10 protein-coding genes are annotated in these 17,198 nt (G+C 73.3%); 5 read left to right on the top strand and 5 right to left on the bottom strand.

Annotation, left to right across the window (positions count from 1 at the left end; genetic code table 11):
- A partial coding sequence (locus ABZ887_RS08430; protein ID WP_352094450.1) for a hypothetical protein occupies positions 1–216 on the top strand: 216 nt, incomplete at its 5' end.
- A 321-nt stretch (positions 217–537) separates the two neighbouring features.
- Here ABZ887_RS08430 and ABZ887_RS08435 read toward each other — a convergent pair.
- Positions 538–1,086: a MarR family transcriptional regulator gene (locus ABZ887_RS08435; RefSeq protein WP_361284659.1), complete on the bottom strand. Its 549-nt coding sequence runs from the start codon at positions 1,084–1,086 to the stop codon at positions 538–540.
- Positions 1,087–1,226: 140 nt separating this feature from the next.
- On the opposite strand from ABZ887_RS08435, the gene ABZ887_RS08440 reads away from it, so the two are divergent.
- Positions 1,227–2,501 (top strand): MFS transporter, encoded by a 1,275-nt coding sequence (locus tag ABZ887_RS08440; protein WP_361285753.1) that lies wholly within the window; start codon positions 1,227–1,229, stop codon positions 2,499–2,501.
- A 122-nt stretch (positions 2,502–2,623) separates the two neighbouring features.
- On the opposite strand, the gene ABZ887_RS08445 is transcribed toward ABZ887_RS08440, so the two are convergent.
- Together ABZ887_RS08445 and ABZ887_RS08450 are read right to left on the bottom strand one after the other, a co-directional pair.
- Positions 2,624–4,270 carry a SpoIIE family protein phosphatase gene (locus ABZ887_RS08445; RefSeq protein WP_361284662.1) on the bottom strand — a complete coding sequence of 549 codons (1,647 nt, stop codon included), beginning with the start codon at positions 4,268–4,270 and terminating at the stop codon, positions 2,624–2,626.
- Positions 4,271–4,462: 192 nt separating this feature from the next.
- A complete protein-coding gene (locus tag ABZ887_RS08450; RefSeq protein ID WP_361284665.1) occupies positions 4,463–5,842 on the bottom strand; it encodes an NAD(P)/FAD-dependent oxidoreductase in 1,380 nt (459 codons plus the stop codon).
- Between the two features lie 403 nt (positions 5,843–6,245).
- Here ABZ887_RS08450 and ABZ887_RS08455 point away from each other — a divergent pair, with 403 nt between their 5' ends.
- On the top strand, positions 6,246–7,028 hold the full coding sequence (locus ABZ887_RS08455) for a helix-turn-helix domain-containing protein (protein WP_361284668.1): 783 nt from the start codon (positions 6,246–6,248) through the stop codon (positions 7,026–7,028).
- 279 nt (positions 7,029–7,307) lie between these two features.
- Positions 7,308–9,215, top strand: coding sequence for a sigma-70 family RNA polymerase sigma factor (locus ABZ887_RS08460; protein ID WP_361284670.1), 1,908 nt, complete (start codon positions 7,308–7,310; stop codon positions 9,213–9,215).
- Here the strand turns inward: ABZ887_RS08460 and ABZ887_RS08465 are convergent.
- Complete coding sequence (locus ABZ887_RS08465; RefSeq protein WP_361284673.1) at positions 9,202–12,501, bottom strand: BTAD domain-containing putative transcriptional regulator; 3,300 nt, start codon at positions 12,499–12,501, stop codon at positions 9,202–9,204. The genes ABZ887_RS08460 and ABZ887_RS08465 overlap by 14 nt on opposite strands.
- A 363-nt stretch (positions 12,502–12,864) precedes the next feature.
- Positions 12,865–14,943, bottom strand: coding sequence for an asparagine synthase-related protein (locus tag ABZ887_RS08470; protein ID WP_361284676.1), 2,079 nt, complete (start codon positions 14,941–14,943; stop codon positions 12,865–12,867).
- A 737-nt stretch (positions 14,944–15,680) separates the two neighbouring features.
- Between ABZ887_RS08470 and ABZ887_RS08475 the strand changes: the two genes are divergently transcribed.
- Positions 15,681–17,105 (top strand): MFS transporter, encoded by a 1,425-nt coding sequence (locus ABZ887_RS08475; RefSeq protein ID WP_361284679.1) that lies wholly within the window; start codon positions 15,681–15,683, stop codon positions 17,103–17,105.
- Positions 17,106–17,198 lie beyond the last annotated feature (93 nt).

Here is a 17,198-nt window from a genome sequence, read left to right on the forward strand (position 1 = left end):
CTGGCGTTGACTTTTGGCACGCTGTTGAGTTCTCAAGGAACGGTCGCTTCCTTTGTACTCACCCTCTCGGGCTTTCCTCCGGGCTTCCCTTCGGTCTTGCGTTTCCGACTCTATCAGATCTTTTCTCGACCCGATTTCCTCGGTGCTTTCCAGGTTTCCGCTCTCGCGTTTCCCTTTCCGGCGGTTCCGACTCTATCAGATCCTTTCGGCGTCTGATTCCCAGTCAGCGGGAGTTGTCTTCGCGGCTGTTGGGCCGTTCCGACGTCCCAAACCTTAGCGGATCCGCTCCGCGATTCCCAATCGGGCCTCGCGGTCCGATCGGGCACCACTGAGACTCCGAATCGAATTGAATTCGGGCACGCCGAAATCAACCCGGTCGGGAGATCGTGCTGGTGGTTTGGGTTGCCGCTCATGCGGCGGAGGTGCTGTCGCAGAACCGTTACGGCTCCGTGGCAACTCGGAGAACATTACGGGGCGGGGAAGGGGGTGTCAACCCTCTCCTGTCAAGATTTTTTCCGCGGCCCGCGTGTCCCGGCGTCAGTCCAGGTCAGAGAGCCGACCGCCGGCATCGGGCTGAGCGTGCTCGACGCGACGCAGCAGCCTGGTGAGCACCTCGCCGAGCACCGCACGCTCCGCCGGGGAGAGGTCCTGGAGCAGATCCTCCTCGAAGACGGAGGCGAGGCGCATGGCCTCCAGCCACTTCTCGCGTCCTTCGGGAGTCAGCTCGACGATCACCCGTACGCGGTTGGATTCGTCCCTCTCCCGGGTCACGAGCCCTTCGGCGACCATCCGGTCGATGCGGTGGGTCATCGCCGCGGGAGTGAGGCCGAGGCGCTTGGCCAGTTCGCTGGGGCCCATGCGGTAGGGGATCCCGGAGAGGACGAGGGCCTTGAGGACCTCCCACTCCGCGTTGCTGATGCCGAGGGCGCCGGTCTGGCGGCCGTAGGCGACGTTCATGCGGCGGTTGAGCCGGGAGAGCGCCGAGACGATCTTCTCGACCTGGGGGTCGAGGTCCCGGAATTCGCGCTGGTAGGCGGCGATCTGTTCGTCGAGTGTCGGCTCGCCGGCGCCGGTGGTGTCGGCCATGGGTCGAAGTATCGCACGGGTGCGCTTGGCGTTGAAGTCCTTCGCGATGTAGTCTTTAGCTTCGAACTTTAGCTTCAAAGTCTTGAGACTTCAGCAGTCCAGGACTTGACGACCTGAGAGAGGTGAACGTGACCAGGGCGATGGGCGCAGCGATGCGCCGGATCCACGTGGGCAACGCACTCAGCGCGTTCGGGCTCGGCTTCACCGTCCCCTACCTGTACGTCTATGTGGCGCAGGTGCGGGGACTCGGTGCCATGACGGCGGGGTTCGTGCTCGCCGTCTTCGCCGTGGCCGCGCTGATCGTGCTGCCGTTCGCCGGCCGGGCGATCGTGCGGCGCGGCCCACTGCCGGTCCTTCTCACCGCCCTGGTGACGGCCGCGAGCGGTGCGCTGAGCCTGGGGCTGGCGGGGAGCGGTCCGACCGTGCTGGCCGCGGCGGCGCTGCTGGGGGCCGGGCAGGCCGTGATGCAGCCGGCGCTGGCGACGATGATCGTGGACTGTTCGACGGCGGAGACCCGGTCCCGGGCCTTCGCGACGCAGTTCTTCCTGCAGAACCTGGGGCTGGGCGTCGGTGGCCTCATAGGCGGCCACCTCGTCGACACGACCCGGGTCTCCTCGTTCACTCTCCTCTTCGCGATCGAGGCGGCGATGTTCCTGCTGCTGGCCGTCGTGATGTCGACGGTGCGGTTGCCGCACTCGCCGCGGATCGGCGACGCGCCGGCCTCGTCGTCGGCGCAGGGCAGCTGGAAGCAGCTGCTCGGGAACCGGGCGATGGTGCAGCTGTCCGTGCTGGGCTTCGTGCTGTTCTTCGCCTGCTACGGGCAGTTCGAGTCCGGGCTGAGCGCGTACGGCGTGGAGGCGGCGGGGATATCCACGTCCGCGCTGGGGACCGCGCTGGCCGCGAACACGCTGATGATCGTCGTCGCGCAGTTCGCCGTACTCAGGTTCGTCGAGCGGCGGCGGCGGTCGCGGGTGATCGCCGGGGTCGGACTGATCTGGGCCGTGGCGTGGGTCGTCGCCGGGTACGCCGGACTGGGGCACGGCAGCCAGGAGATGGCGACGGCGGCGTTCGTGTCGACGTACGCGCTGTTCGGGCTGGGTGAGGCGATGCTGTCGCCGACGGTGGCTCCGCTGGTGGCCGACCTCGCGCCGACAGGGATGGCCGGGCAGTACAACTCGGCGTTCGCGCTGGTCAAGCAGCTGGCGCTGGCGGTGGGGCCAGCGGTGGGCGGGCCGATGGGGGCCTCGCTGCATGCGCCGTACGTCGTGACGTTCCTGCTGTTCTCGCTGGGGATCAGTGTGCTGGCGGTGCGGCTCGGGAAGCGGCTGACCGACGTCCAGGACCGGCCGTGGCTCGCTGCGAGGAGCAGGGTCGTGGCGCGGGGCGGGGCGACTTCGGAGTCCGTGTCGGCTTAGTGGAGGCGGGGGCGGGGACGCTTACCGGCGAGAGCGCCCCGTAAGGGGCGCGGGGAACTGCGCGAGCAACCCCCACCGGCCCGCAGCCGAAACACAAGGGCCGCCCCCCTACGGCACTCCCCCTACCCCTTCGGCAGTACGAACTCGCACCACACCGCCTTCCCGCCCCCGGGCGTCCTTCTCGACCCCCACCCCGAAGCGATCGTCGCCACGATCGCGATGCCCCTCCCGGACTCGTCGCCCGGTTCCGCGCGCCTCCGGCGCGGCAGGTGGTCGTCGCCGTCCGTCACCTCGATGATCAGTCGGCGGTCGGTGCGGCGAAGCCGCAGCCGCATGGGCGGGGTGCCGTGCTGGAGGGAGTTGGCGACCAGCTCGCTCGTGGCGAGGACGCCCAGGTCGTGGAGATCGGCCGGGAACCGCCAGCTGGTCAGCACGCCGGAGGCGAACGCACGGGCGCGTGGCGCCGCCTCAATGCCACCGAGCAGTTCCAGCGCGGCGTTGCGGAACAGGTCGCTGTCCGGGCCCGTACGGGCCGGATGCTGGAGGACCAGGACGGCGACGTCGTCGTCGTGGTCGGCCGTGACGCCGGCCGAGCGGACCAGTCGGTCGCAGACGACCTGGGGGGTGCCGGTGGCTCCCGCCAGGGCCCGCTCCAGAGCCGCGATGCCCTCGTCCAGGTCCTCGTCCCGGCGTTCGACCAGACCGTCCGTGTAGAGGACGGCCGTCGAGCCGGGGCCCAGCGGTACCGAGCCGGACGCGTGGACCCAGCCGCCGGTGCCGAGCGGCGGTCCGGTCGGTTCCTCGGTGCGCAGCACGCTGCCGTTCTCGTCGCGGACCAGGATCGGGAGGTGGCCGGCGGAGGCGTACACCAGCCGGCCCTCGTTGGGGTCGTGGACGGCGTAGACACAGGTGGCGATCTGGTTCGGGTCGATCTCGGTGGCGAGGCCGTCGAGGAGCTGGAGGACCTCGTGCGGGGGCAGGTCCAGGCGGGCGTAGGCGCGGACCGCCGTACGGAGCTGGCCCATGACCGCCGCCGCGCGGACGCCCCGGCCCATCACGTCGCCGATGACGAGGGCGGTGCGGCCGCCGCCGAGGGTGATGACGTCGTACCAGTCGCCGCCGACCGCGGCCTCGGTGCCGCCGGGCTGGTAGGTGGCGGCGATGCGCAGGTCGTCCGGTTGTTCGAGTTCCTGGGGGAGGAGGCTGCGCTGGAGGGTCACGGCCGTCTCGCGCTGGCGGCGTTCGCTGGCGCGCAGCCGCTCCGCCGCCTCCGCGTGGTCGGTGACGTCGGTGGCGAAGAGGAGGACGCCGCCGTCGCGGTCGCCGTTCTCGGCGACCGGGGTGCAGGTGAACGTGTAGGTGCGGCCGTCGAGCGCCTTGCGGGACTTGAGCGTGCGGGGCTTGCCGCTGCGCAGGACCTGGTCGAGGAGGGGGAGGAGGCCCAGTTCGGCGAGTTCGGGCAGGGCTTCGCGGGCGGGGGCGCCCGGGGGGCGTGCGCCGAAGGCGGTCGTATAGGCGTCGTTGACGTACGCGATGTGGTGGTCGGGGCCGTGGACGAGGGCGACCAGGGCCGGGACGTGGTCGAGGACGCCCCGGGCGGGCAGTTCATCGACCGCGGGCACGCAGGACGAGTCGTCGGTCAGTTGTTCGGCGCGGGCCGCGGGCACGGAGCCTTCCCCCCGCCGGTCCGGGGAGACCGCGTGCTCGGTCCGCGCTGCGGCGCGGCGCTGCGTTCCGGGGAGCCGGGCGCTCCAGCGCGTGAAGTTCACGAAACCTTGCCTCGTGTCGTCGTCTCCGGCCGGCTCGGAGAGCGGCCGGGGGCCGGGGGAAGTCCCCCGGTGCAGTTCTGGGGAGAGGGTGGGGCGAAGCCTTGTGCTCGGTCGGGGAGCAGTCTGGCAGGGTGGCCGTCGGCGACGACATCCGTCAGACGCCGGGGCGGGCCGTGGAGTTCCTGAGTTCCGTCAGGACGACCCGTTCGAGTCGTCGGAGGGACTGTGAGGAGGCTTTCCACCGGCCGCGAGTTCGAACTCCGCTCGGGGATGTTCGAGTGATCCGAGCGAGACGATCTCCCGTTTGAAGAGCCCCGAGAGGGTCCATTCGGCGAGGACACGGGCCTTGCGGTTGAAGGTGGGCACCCTGCTCAGGTGGTAGACGCGGTGCATGAACCAGGCAGGGTAGCCCTTCAGCCTGCGCCCGTAGACCTGGGCGACGCCCTTGTGGAAGCCGAGGGAGGCGACCGAGCCGACGTATGCGTGGGCGTAGGTGTCGAGGGGTTCGCCGCGCAGTGCGTGGGCGATGTTGTCGCCGAGGACCCTGGCCTGGCGGACCGCGTGCTGGGCGTTGGGGGCGGTCTCGGTGCCCGGTTCGGCGGCGGTGACGTCGGGGACGGCGGCGGCGTCGCCCGCGGCCCATGCGTGGTCGACGCCGTCGATCGTCAGTTCGGCGGTGCATTTCAGCCGTCCGCGCGGGGTGCGCGGCAGGTTGGTGGCGGCGACCAGGGGGTGCGGTCTGACGCCGGCCGTCCAGACGAGCGTGCGGGTCGGGAAGCGCTGGCCGTCGCTGAGGGCGACGACGCGGTCGGCGCAGGACTCCAGGCGGGTGTCGAGCAGTACCTGGATGTTGCGGCGGCGCAGTTCGGTGACGGTGTAGCGGCCCAGCTCGGGGCCGACCTCGGGGAGGATCCGGTCGGTGGCCTCGACGAGGATCCATTTCATGTCCTCGGGCTGGACGTTGTGGTAGTACCGCGAGGCGTAGCGGGCCATGTCCTCCAGTTCGCCGAGGGCCTCCACGCCCGCGTAGCCGCCGCCGACGAAGACGAAGGTGAGGGCCGCGTCGCGGATCGCGGGGTCGCGGGTGGAGGAGGCGATGTCCATCTGTTCGATGACGTGGTTGCGCAGGCCGATCGCCTCCTCGACGGTCTTGAAGCCGATGCCGTGCTCGGCGAGACCGGGGACGGGCAGCGTGCGGGCGATCGAGCCAGGGGCGAGGACCAGTTCGTCGTACTCCAGGAAAGTGGGGCCCTTGCGCTCCTCGGCGGTGGCCAGGGTGGCGACTTCGGCGGTGCGCTTGGCGTGTTCGATGGCCGTCACCTCGCCGATGACCACATGGCATCGGTCCAGAACGCGCCGCAGGGGTACGACGACATGCCGAGGGGAAATCGAACCCGCGGCCGCTTCGGGAAGGAACGGCTGGTACGTCATGTAGGGATCGGGGGCGACGACAGTGATGTCGACCTCACCCTGCCTGAGCTCCCGCTTCAGCCTCCGCTGCAGCCTCAGGGCCGTGTACATCCCGACGTAGCCGCCGCCGACAACGAGAATGCGCGCACGTTCCTTCACCATCCCATGACGCACCCGTGACTGTTGTTTGTCCACAGCCCCGGCAATTTGTGTGACCGGACGGCGCGTGTGCCGGGCATCGGGCGCGTGCGCCGGGCCGGAGGAAAGGGGCCAGGTCAGCGGGGGCGGGCAGGGGGGCGCGAAGGCACCGAATCGGGAGGTAAACGACCCGTACTCCGATCGAGGGGCGCACCGTGCGGAACGTCCCCCTTCTGAATTGACAGCCTCTCAACTATGTTCGTGTGTCGACGGGGTGTAGGGGATGTGGCCGAAGGGTCCGCGACGGGCGGTCCGCCCGGCCCGGGGTCCATGGATCGATCATGGGTCGGTCGCATTTCCGCTCGCTCCGGCCATCAGTGACGGGGAGAGTCTCCGGGGGGAGACGTCGTTAACCGGGGGAACACAAATGCACATTCAGGACACACATTGGGCATCCGCCTCCGCCCTGGCGGCCGGTGGCGGAACGGTGAGCGCGACGGCGGGCAACGGACGCGGTGACGGGCCGCGTACGACGCCGTTGCGGGTGGACGCACAGCGCAATCTGGAGCACGTGCTGCGTGCGGCGCGTGAGGTCTTCGGCGAGCTGGGATACGGCGCGCCGATGGAGGACGTCGCACGGCGGGCGCGGGTCGGGGTCGGCACCGTGTACCGGCGCTTCCCGAGCAAGGACGTGCTGGTACGGCGGATAGCCGAGGAGGAGACCTCCCGGCTGACCGACCAGGCGCGGGCCGCGCTCGGGCAGGAGGACGAGCCGTGGTCGGCGCTGTCGCGCTTCCTGCGGACGTCGGTGGCGTCGGGGGCGGGCCGGTTGCTGCCGCCGCAGGTGCTGCGGGTCGGGGTGCCGGAGGAGGTCGGCGGCAGTGCCGTGGCCGGCTCCGGGGCCGAGGAGGCCCGGGTGCCGCAGCAGCGGACGCAGCCGGGGGCCGGGGAGTTGCGGCTGGTGCCGGAGGAGCGGGAGCCGGTGGCCGACGCCGCAGACGACGACGCGGGCGCGGCCGCGCTGCTCGACGTCGTGGGGCGGCTGGTGGAACGGGCGCGGGCGGCCGGTGAGTTGCGGCCGGACGTCTCGGTGTCCGACGTGCTGCTGGTGATCGCCACGGCGGCGCCGTCCCTGCCGGATGCCGCGCAGCAGGCGGCGGCTTCGGCTCGGTTGCTGGACATCCTGCTGGAGGGGTTGCGGTCGCGGTAGTGACGGTGGTTTCCGGTACTTGCGGTGCCCGCGGGAGCGCGGCAGCGTGTGCCGTGTGATGACCGTGGGCGAGTGCGGGTGCGTGGGGGCTGGTCGCGCAGTTCCCCGCGCCCCTTACGGGGCGCTGACGTCCCGGCTCTTCCCCTGACGGGGCGCTGCGGGTCGGTGCGTCTCCCCTTACGGGTGACCGTCTCGTCGCTCGGGGGTACGGGGGAAAGCCGGTGTGGCAGTCTGGGCCGGTGATTCGGTCGGGTGGGCAGGCATCGGGGGCGTTCCACGATGAGCGTTGACGGATGGGACGAGTCCGTCGGTGAGGGGACGGCCTCGCCGCAGGTGCCCAGCCAGGGCGGGCGGGCCGGGGTGCCGTCGGCCGGCGAACCGCCGGAGGGGAACGTTCCGGCACAGCGGGACGGGAGTGTGCTGCCGCCGCCCCGGGAACTGCCTCATCCCGACAGTCAGTTGATCGAGCGGATGCGGGCCGGCGACGACTCGGCGTACGAGGAGCTGTACCGGCGGCACGCGGACGCGGTACGGCGCTACGCGCGCACCTGCTGCCGGGACGGGCACACCGCCGACGACCTGACCGCCGAGGTGTTCGCCCGCATGCTGCAGGCGGTGCGCGGCGGGTCGGGACCCGAGTACGCCGTGCGCGCCTACCTGCTCACCTCGGTACGGCGGGTCGCCGCGCAGTGGATCAAGTCGGCCCGGCGGGAGCAACTCGTCGACGACTTCGCGCTGTTCGCGGCGCAGGCCGTGCGCGGCTCCGAGGTGTCCGACGACACCGCGTCCCTCGGCCCCTTCGGAGCGGGCCTGGACCTCGGCGCGGACGTGCGGGCGATGCACGAGGCCGAGCAGTCCTTGGCGATGCAGGCCTTCCGTTCGCTGCCGGAGCGCTGGCAGGCCGTGCTGTGGCACACCGAGGTCGAGGACGAGTCGCCGAGCGAGGTGGCCACCCTCTTCGGGCTGGACGCCAACGGCACCCGGGTCCTTGCCAGCCGGGCCCGTGAGGGTCTCAAGCAGGCCTACCTCCAGGCCCATGTGAGCGCCTCCCTCGTCGACGACGAGGAGTGCGCCCGCTACGCCGACCAGCTCGGCGGCTACGCCCGCCGCAAGCTGCGGGTCCGTGCCGAGCGGGGGCTGCGCAAGCACCTGGAGGAGTGCGCCAGGTGCCGGCTGGCCGCCGCCCAGATCGAGGAGGTCGCGAGCGGTATCCCGGCCGTCGTACCGGTCGCGGTCATCGGCTGGTTCGGGGCCGCCGGGTACGCCAAGGCACTCGGGATCATCGCCGGGGGCGCCGGGGTGGGGGCCGCGGGTGCGGCCGCCGCGGCGAGCGGTGCGTCCGGCGGGGCGGGCGGCGGGGCCGGGGGTGGTGCCGCGGCCTCGGAGGGGCTCGCGGGGCCGGTGAAGGCCGGTATCGCCGCCGGAGTGGTCGCGGCGGCGATCGCCGTGGTGGCCCTCGCCCTGACGAACGACAGCCACCCGGTCAAGGAGGCCGTGAAACCCGCCCCGTCCACGCCGGTCGTGCAGCCCGGGGCACCGACCCCCACCCCCAAGAAGAAGAAACCGGAACCCGAACCGGTCGCCCTGGCCCCCGAACCGACCCCGACGCCCACCCCGACTCCGACCCCGACTCCGACCCCGACTCCGAGCCCCAGGCACACCCCGAGCCCGAAGCCGACCCCCACTCCGGCACCCACCCCGACCCCGAGCCCGACCCCCAGCCCCACCCCGACGCCCACTCCGCCGCCCGCCCCGGTCGTCTACGAGTGGAGCGAGCTGAGCTTCGACGTCAACGGCGACGGCACCCGGCCCGAGATGCGGCTCCACGAGAGCAGCTGGGTGTGGCAGCGGTACGGCGTGACGGTCGCCGGCAAGGAGTACGCGCACGGCGTCACCGTGCACGGCCGGTCCTCCGTGACCATCGACCTCAACCGGCAGTGCACCGCCTACGACGCGATGGCCGGCGTCGACGACATGACCCTCGGCCTCGGCAAGGTCACCTTCGCCGTCTACGCGGACGGGGTGCGGCTGTGGCAGTCCGGGGTGGTCGAGGGCGGACAGGCCGCCGTACCCGTCCATGTGGACCTGACCGGGCACCGGACCGTGCGTCTGGTGGTCGAACCGCAGACCACCTTCGACAGGGCGGCGCTCGCCGACTGGGCCGAGTCGAGGTTCACCTGCCGGTAGCGGCCGGTGCGCTGCTCAGTTCGCGCAGGGCGTCCTCCTCGGTGAGGGAGGCGCCGCGCGAGCGCTCGGCCGCGTAGCGCTGCGGGGTCAGCGTCGCGCGGGCGGCCGCGTCGACCTCCTCGGCGCGGGTGCGCTCCGGCTCGGGGCGGACACACTCGGCGCGCCAGTGGTCGGCGGCGGCGTACAGCCGTACCGCCCCCGCCAGATCGCCGAGCCGGGCCAGCAGGTCGGCGCCGACGTCCGCCAGGGCCGCCGTGATCACCTCGGCGCACCGGTACTCCACCGCGTCGCGCAGCCCCTGCGCCACGACCGGCAGCGCCCGCGCAGGGCCGTGCTCCAGGGCCGTGAGCATGGCGTCGACGGCATGGATCGCGGCCATGAACTGCGGGGGCGCGCCGCCGGCCGCCGTCATGGCACGGGCGGTCTCGTAGTACTCGCGCGCGTGGGGCAGGTCCCCGTCGTCATGGGCCAGGACCGCCCGCAGCAGCGCCACGTACGCCTTCGACTCGGCCACCCCGTACCGGTCGGAGGTCTCGCCCGCCCGGTCGAGGGTGGCCCGGGCAGCAGCCCGGTCCCCGGCGCGGAAGGCGGTCTCGGCGAGCCGCGCGAGCAGGAACGGCGTCTCCGCGTGGGCGCCGACCTCGTGGGCGAGCCGCAGCGCCTCCCGGTACTCGCTCTCCGCCGCCGCGAACCGGCCGCGCGCCATGTCCGCCTCGCCGGCCGCGCTGCACACCTGCGCGCCCATCCAGCGGTCCCCGACCCGCCGGCTGAGGACGCGCAGCTCGGCCAGGTCCTCGTCGACGCCCCGCAGGTTGCCGGGCGAGTCGACCAGGATGTGGGTGCGGTACATCAGGGTGACGCCGACCTCCCAGTCACCGCCGTGCACCCGGCAGTTGGCGAGCACGGCGGACATGTCCGGGGCGATGTCCACGGCGGGGCCGCCCAGGGTCCACGCGGTGAGCGGCCAGACGATGCCCGGCAGCCGGGCGGCCCGCGGACCGCCCGGCTCGAAGGAGGCCCGGACGAGCGCGACGTACCGCGGCGTCCGCTCGTCCGTCACCAGGTCCCGCTGGCCGGACTCGGATGCCAGGAACAGGTCGAGCAACCTGAGGTCCATGCGCAGTTCGTACAGCGGGTGCCCGGCCTCGGCGTCGGGGGCGGCCAGGAGTACGCCGACGGGATCCGCCGCGCCGGCGACCGCGCGCAGCTCCTCCGGACCCGCGTCCTCGGGCAGGGCGTCCCGGGCGACGCCCAGACGCAGTACCGCGCGCACCGAGGCCGTCGCCTCCTGGCGGTAGTTGCGCAGCCACCAGAACCAGCCGACGGCGAGGACGATCCGGCCCGCCTGCACCTCGTCGCCCGCGCGGACCGCACGGTCCAGGGCGGCCCGGATGTTGTCGAGGTCGGTCTCCAGCCGGCGGATCCAGGGGAGCTGCTCCCCGGAGCGCAGTCTCGGCTCCGCCTCCTCCACGAGCGCCCGCACCCACGCGCCGTGCCGCCGCTCGACCGCCGCGCGCAGCCCGGGGACCTCCGCGGCGCGCTCGACGGCGTACTCGTGGATGGTCTCCAGCATGCGGTAACGCATTCCGCCGGTGCCGTGCGCGCCGTCCGGGGTGGCGACGATCAGGGACTTGTCGACGAGCGCGCCGACGAGGTCGGCGGCCGGTCCGGTGCACACGGCCTCCGCCGCCGTGAGGTCCCAGCCGCCGGCGAAGACGGACACCTCGCGCAGCATCGTCCGCTCCCGCTCGTCGAGCAGGTCCCAGGACCAGTCGACGACCGCGCGCAGGGTCTGCTGGCGGGGCAGGACCGTGCGGCTGCCGGCGGTGAGCAGGCGGAAGCGGTCGTCGAGCCGGTCGGCGATCTGCCGGGGCGTGAGCAGCCGCAGCCGGGCCGCCGCGAGCTCGATCGCAAGGGGCAGTCCGTCCAGGCGGCGGCAGATCTCGTCGACCGCTGCCGTGTCGTCCGGCACGGCGGCGGTGCCGGGGCGGACGGTGGCGGCGCGCTCCTCGAAGAGGCGGTGGGCCTGCTCGGGGGCGAGGGGTTCGACCGGGCGCACCGACTCCCCGGGGACGCCCAGGGGTTCACGGCTGGTGGCGAGGACCGTGAGACCCGGGCAGCGGGTGAGCAGGGTCTCGGCGAGGGCGGCCGCCGCTTCGATGACATGTTCGCAGTTGTCAAGGATCAGGAGTTGGCTGCGTGGGGCGCAGTACTCGACGAGCAGGGCCGTGGGGTCCTTCGGCACGGTCGCCAGCTCGTTGGTCATGAGCACGGTCTCGCGCAGGCCGAGGGCGCTGACCACCGCACCGGGCACCGCCTCCGGCCGGTCGAGCGGGGCGAGCTCGACGAGCCACGCCTGCGGGAGCCCGGCGGCGGCCTCCTCGGCGAGACGGGTCTTTCCGGAGCCGCCCGGTCCGGTGAGGGTGACGAGACGGGCCCTGTGCAATTCGGAACGAACGGCTTCGAGTTCGGGTTCCCGCCCCACGAAAGAGGTAAGCCGCGGACGGAGGTTGCCGGTGCGGGGCGGAGGCTCCTGCAACGGGGTCGCGAGCGGGGTTGCTTCCTGGGTGAGCAACGACGCGTGCAGCGCCTGGAGTTCCGGGCCGGGGTCGGTACCGAGGCCTTCTGCGAGGGTGCGGCGGGCGGTCTCGTACGCGGCGAGGGCGTCCGCCGGGCGGCCGGTGTCGCGCAGGGCGCGGATGAGCAGGGCGTGCAGCGGCTCGTCGTACGGGTGGACGGTGGTGAGCTCGGTCAGCTCCGGTACGGCGTCGACGGCACGGCCGAGGCGGAGGGCGGCGTCGGCGCGGGCACGGGTGGCTTCCAGCCGGAGCGCCTCGGGGCGGGCGGCGGCCGCGGTGCGGTCGGGGAGGTCGGCGAGTGCGGGGCCGTGCCAGAGGGCGAGGGCCGCGGTGAGGAGGCGGTGGGCCGCCGCCGGGTCGCCGACGGCCAGGGCTCGGGTGCCTTCGCGTACCTGCCGCTCGAAGACGTGCAGGTCGATGTCGTCCTCGGCCGCCGTCAGTCGGTAGCCGCCGGGGCCCGAGGTGACGGCGTCCTTCCCGAGACCGCGGCGGAGCCGGCCGACGAGGGCCTGGAGGGCGGCCGGGGCGTCCTGGGGCGGGTCGTCGTCCGCCGCCCAGATCTCCTCGATGAGGGTTTCGGGGGTGAGGGTGCGGGTGGGGTGCAGGGCGAGGACGGTGAGCAGGGCGCGCAGGCGGGGGCCGCCGACGGGTATGGGGGTGCCCTGGTCGTCGCTGGCTTGGGCCACGCCCAGGATTCGGTACCGCACCGGGTCATTGTCGCCGGGGGGTGGGGGGAGAGGCACGGAGTTTCGACGCCGGGGGTTTCGGGGCGCCCGGGGTGGGGGCGGGGAGCCTCGGCGCCGGGGTCGAGAGGTGCCCGGGGTGGGGGCGAGGGGGGGGACGCTTACCGGCGCTTGCAGGGTGCCTCCCCAGCCTTCGGCCGGGGGGACCCCCAGCGCCCACCCGTGCCGCCCTGCGGCACGCCTGCCCGCAGCTGGGTGGCTGTGAAGCGCCCCGTCAGGGGCGCGGGGAACTGCGCGAGCAACCCCCGCCGGCCCGCGGCCGAAGCACGAGGGTTCCACTCCGATGCGGGGGCCTGGGGGCGGCAGCCCCCAGATGCGGCACCCTCCTCACGCCCCCGAGGCCAACGCCCCCCTCATCGGCGTCACCCCCGCAGGGACCGCACGTGCCCGTGCCGGCGTCCCCGTCCAGCACGTGCCCCGGCGGGACAGCAGCCGGCGCAGCCACAGCTCCAGGGAGACCAGGTCGGCCAGCCCGTCCAGCGGCAACGGCTCCCCCGCGGCGGCCGCGCGCAGCGCCTTGCGGACCACCCTCGCCTCCACCAGGCCCGCCTGCGCCAGCAGCGGCGTGGCGAAGAGGGAGATCAGGTCGTCGGCCGCGACGCGCAGCCCCGTGCGGGTGGCGGCCGCCGAGGAGGCGTGGGAGGGGGCGCCCCAGCCCGGCGGGAGGTCGGTGACGCCGGCGCCCTCCAGGACCGTGCGGAGGATCGCGGCGCGGGCGCCCGGCTGGACGCGCAGTGCCTCGGGGAGGTCGCGGCACGCGCGGACCACCTGGTTGTCGAGAAAGGGTGTGTGGAGGCGCTGGGAGCGGATCTCGGCGGCCTGTTCCAGGACGCGGATGTCGGCCGCGTGGCGGGCCAACACCGCACGCGCGCGGTAGTCTCCGGGGCGCTGCGCGGGGCCGACGCCGGAGCGGTTCGCCGCCCCCTGCAGCAGAACCGATACTTCAGCGAGGGCCTCGCCGGTCAGCCAACGCGCCGCCGGGCCCGGTCTCGCCCAGGTGAGCGCCGCGAGGGACGCGCCCACCGCGCCTCCCGGATCGTCGAACCGGCGCCGCAGCAGGCGCTCGGCGAGGGACTCGACGCCCGCGCGGTACGGCGTACGCGCCAGGCGCCGCGCCGCGCTGTACACGCGCGCGGGGACCATCACCGAGCCGTCGGCCTTGGCGAGCGCGGCGACCGGGCGGACGAGGTGCCGGCGCTTGCGGTCCATCAGCAGGTCGGCGAGGCGCGCGGGGTGGGCGTCGAGGACCTGGCGGGCGCCGTAGCCGGTGAAGTGGTCGGCGCTGCCCGCGGCGAGCCGGGCGCGGTGCCGGGCCGCGGCGATCAGGGACGGGCCCGGTTCGTCGGTCAGGGGGCCGTCGAGGTCGGCGTACGGCAGGATCTCCTCGCCGCCGGTGACCACCACGTGGTGCAGGCGCGGGTTGGCGGCGAGGGTCCCGGCACGCTGGAGTTCGGCCTCGCGGCCGCCCACGGCCAGGTCGTTGAAGGTGACGGCGAGGAGCCGCTCGCCGGCGCCCGTGCCGTGGCCGAGGACCGTGCCGGGCATGCCGGGCAGGCCCGCCGCGAGCAGCGCGAGCGTCCCCGACGCCGGGCCGCCGGAGAGGTCGGCGCCGATGCCCGGGACCGGCATCCCGCGCGCCGCGCGGCGCTCCGCGGGGCCCATGCCGGGCACCGGACCTGGGTCGATGTCCGGGACGTGCCGGGGTGCCGACAGCCGCGCGCGTACCGCGTCTACGAGTGCGTCCCGTACGGCGTCCACCGCACGGTCCGGGTCGGCGGAGGGGGCCGCGACCGCGAGCGAGGCGACCTGCTCGTACCCGGCGACCTCGCGCGCCCCGGTGCGCAGGATCAGCGCATGCCCCGGCGGAATGCGCCGCACGCCCTCGTACGGGGTCGAGTCGTGCAGCGCGGCCGGTACGTCGGGGACGGCGAGGAGGGCCGCGAGGTGGCCGTAGTCGAGGTTGGCCTCGATGAGGTCGGCGAGCGGGAGCGCGGCCGTGGCGTAGGCCGTACCGCCTGCCCAGGGGGTGTGGAAGACCGGGCGGGCGCCCGCGAGGTCGCCGCAGACGGTGACCCGGCGGCCGACCTGGACGACGGCGGTGTAGCTGCCGGGCCAGGCGGTCAGATGCCGGAGAGCGCCCCCGCGCGCCGTGAAGAGGCCGAGACGCAGCTCCTCGTCGGTGGCACCGCAGGTGCCGAGGACGGCGATGCGGTTCTGCGCGTCCGCCTTGACGACGCGCACCTCGTCGGGGCGCCAGTCGCCGACCGCCCAGAGCGGGTCGGGGTCGCCCCACAGGAGCTGGGAGCCGACGGGATGGACGGTCTCGCCGTCGTAGCCCATGGCGCCGGCGGAGCCGAGCGTGGCGGCACCGGAGGCGGTGCTGCTCCATCCCACCAACCACCGCATCGACGCCTCCACAGGCTGTGGACAACCATGCACGGTACGAACCGGGTCCCCATGCTGCCATGAAGGACGCGCTCCGGAGGGGCGGTGGGGCCGCCTTTGATCCCTGGAAGATTTCACGGAGTTGCCGCAGGACCGGCCGCGCGTGCGCGCTGTGGAAGAGTCTCCGCGGGGGCCGACCGCCTTACGGCAGGGGGCGACTGCGACGTGAATGCGCCCCCTGTACGCTCCCCCAGAACGCCCTTCGCGCCCTCAATTCCCGTGGTAGGAGCGTTGAACGCCCGCGAAAGGTGGGGTCGATTTTCGGCCAAATCGCCGATGACCACCCGGGCTTGCGCACGCTCCGTACATGCTTTGCGCATCGCACGCGCGTGTGCTCGAACGCGCACAGTCCGGGAGGCGGGCATCGCCTCCCGGACCGGTCCGCCACCCGCGGGGATGAAGGTGGCGGTGTCCCCCAGCCCACTGGATCCAGTACAGCGGGCCGACCCACGCACTAGCCATGGAACCGCTCCCCCGGTGGCCGGAGAAGAGCGCACGGACGGGCGCACGGCCACACGGCGGGGGCACGTCGCGACCGGTCGTGCACGGTGCGTATACGGGCCGCACTCGCGTACGGACCACAATCCCGCCATCCGGAACAATGCCTCTTAACGCTTGGGATGCGGCGAACTACGCTGGGTTTACGAATGCCGCGTGGTTATGCCAGCGCGGCAGCCGTCTGTGTCGAGGGGTGGCGCATGTCCAGGGAGCAACGCGGGCCGAACGAAAAGCTCGGCGCCGTTCTCGCCCTCGCGGGAATCAGCAACGCAGGACTCGCGCGACGCGTCAACGATCTTGGCGCTCAACGCGGGTTGACTCTTCGCTACGACAAGACGTCGGTGGCGCGCTGGGTGTCGAAGGGCATGGTGCCGCAGGGTGCCGCCCCGCACCTCATCGCCGCCGCGATCGGCCAGAAGCTCGGCCGCCCGGTGCCGCTCCACGAGATCGGCCTGGCGGACGCGGATCCCGCCCCCGAAGTGGGCCTCGCCTTCCCCAGGGACGTCGGGCAGGCGGTGCGGTCGGCGACGGAGCTGTACCGCCTCGACCTCGCCGGCCGCCGGGCCGGTTCCGGCGGCATCTGGCAGTCGCTGGCCGGATCGTTCGCGGTAAGCGCATACGCAACGCCCGCCTCGCGTTGGCTGATAACCCCCGCCGACAGTTCGGTCGCGCGCGAGGCGAACGCCGTGGACGGTGCGGGCGCAGCGCTCAAAGTCGGCCACAGCGACGTACAGAAGCTGCGGGAGGCCGCCGAGGACGCCAGGCGCTGGGACTCCAAGTACGGGGGCGGCGACTGGCGGTCGTCGATGGTGCCGGAGTGTTTACGGGTGGAGGCGGCACCGCTGCTGCTCGGCGCGTACTCCGACGAGGTCGGGCGGGCGCTGTTCGGGGCGAGTGCCGAACTGACGCGCCTTGCCGGGTGGATGGCCTTCGACACCGGACAGCAGGAGGCCGCGCAGCGGTACTACATCCAGGCGCTGCGGCTCGCCCGCGCGGCGGCCGACGTGCCGCTCGGCGGGTACGTCCTGGCATCGATGTCCCTCCAGGCGACGTACCGGGGCTTCGGCGACGAGGGCGTCGACCTCGCGCAGGCCGCGGTGGAGCGGAACCGGGGGCTGGCGACCGCGCGGACCATGAGCTTCTTCCGGCTGGTCGAGGCGCGGGCCCACGCGCGGGCGGGGGACGCGCAGGCCGCGGGGGCCGCGCTGAAGGCGGCGGAGGGGTGGCTGGAGCGGGCGCGGGAGGGCGACAACGATCCCTCCTGGCTCGGTTTCTACGGCTACGACCGGTTCGCCGCCGACGCGGCCGAGTGCTACCGGGACCTGAAGGCCCCGCGGCAGGTGCGGCGCTTCACGGAGCAGGCCCTTTCCAAGCCGACGGAGGAGTTCGTGCGGTCGCACGGGCTGCGGCTCGTCGTCTCGGCGGTCGCCGAACTGGAGTCGGGGAACCTCGACGCGGCGTGCGAGCAGGGGGTGCGGGCCGTGGAGGTGGCCGGGCGGATCTCGTCGGCGCGGACGACGGAGTACGTGAAGGATCTGCTGCACCGGCTGGAGCCGTACGGGGACGAGCCGAGGGTGGTGGAACTGCGGGAACGGGCACGGCCGTTGCTGATGGCGCCGGCGTGAGGATCGTCTGGCCGTCTGCCGGGCCGCGGTGATCTCGCGGGTGCGGGTGCGTGGGGGCTGGTCGCGCAGTTCCCCGCGCCCCCTTGGGGCGCG

The sequence above is a fragment of the Streptomyces sp. NPDC047061 genome, assembly GCF_040643955.1.
GTDB lineage: Bacteria > Actinomycetota > Actinomycetes > Streptomycetales > Streptomycetaceae > Streptomyces.

Coding starts and splice junctions, on each gene's coding strand:
- ABZ887_RS08435 (WP_361284659.1), bottom strand. CDS start 1,086: ATGGCCGACACCACCGGCGCCGGCGAGCCGACACTCGACGAACAGATC.
- ABZ887_RS08440 (WP_361285753.1), top strand. CDS start 1,227: ATGGGCGCAGCGATGCGCCGGATCCACGTGGGCAACGCACTCAGCGCG.
- ABZ887_RS08450 (WP_361284665.1), bottom strand. CDS start 5,842: ATGGTGAAGGAACGTGCGCGCATTCTCGTTGTCGGCGGCGGCTACGTC.
- ABZ887_RS08455 (WP_361284668.1), top strand. CDS start 6,246: ATGCACATTCAGGACACACATTGGGCATCCGCCTCCGCCCTGGCGGCC.
- ABZ887_RS08460 (WP_361284670.1), top strand. CDS start 7,308: ATGAGCGTTGACGGATGGGACGAGTCCGTCGGTGAGGGGACGGCCTCG.
- ABZ887_RS08470 (WP_361284676.1), bottom strand. CDS start 14,943: ATGCGGTGGTTGGTGGGATGGAGCAGCACCGCCTCCGGTGCCGCCACG.
- ABZ887_RS08475 (WP_361284679.1), top strand. CDS start 15,681: ATGTCCAGGGAGCAACGCGGGCCGAACGAAAAGCTCGGCGCCGTTCTC.